This window comes from Methylobacterium sp. AC315 (genome assembly GCF_979253755.1).
Window position 1 is genome coordinate 1 of record NZ_CEEDEA010000089.1, and the last position, 274, is coordinate 274.

Here is a 274-nt window from a genome sequence, read left to right on the forward strand (position 1 = left end):
CCGTGGGCACCCGCCGAAGGGGACGTCCGCGCCAGCCTCGCCAGGGCCGGCCGGATCAAACTCACAGGCACCGGGACAGATGGGGCGCGAACACCGGCCGACCCGCGAGGGAAGGCCTCATCGCGTCCGCACGTCCCGGAGACCCCATCATGACCCACATCGCCCTCATCGGCGCCGGCATCACCGGCGTGACCACCGCCGACGCGCTCGCCCGGCGCGGCTACGACGTCACCGTCCTCGACCGGCAGCGCTACGCCGCCATGGAGACCTCCTT

Annotated in this window: 1 protein-coding gene; it reads left to right on the forward strand. The window is 73.0% G+C overall.

The genetic code is table 11. The features are described 5' to 3' along the window. Positions 1-149 precede the first annotated feature (149 nt). Positions 150-274: FAD-dependent oxidoreductase (locus AC0IY0_RS28820; protein ID WP_471766487.1), on the forward strand; the 125-nt coding region annotated here is incomplete at its 3' end.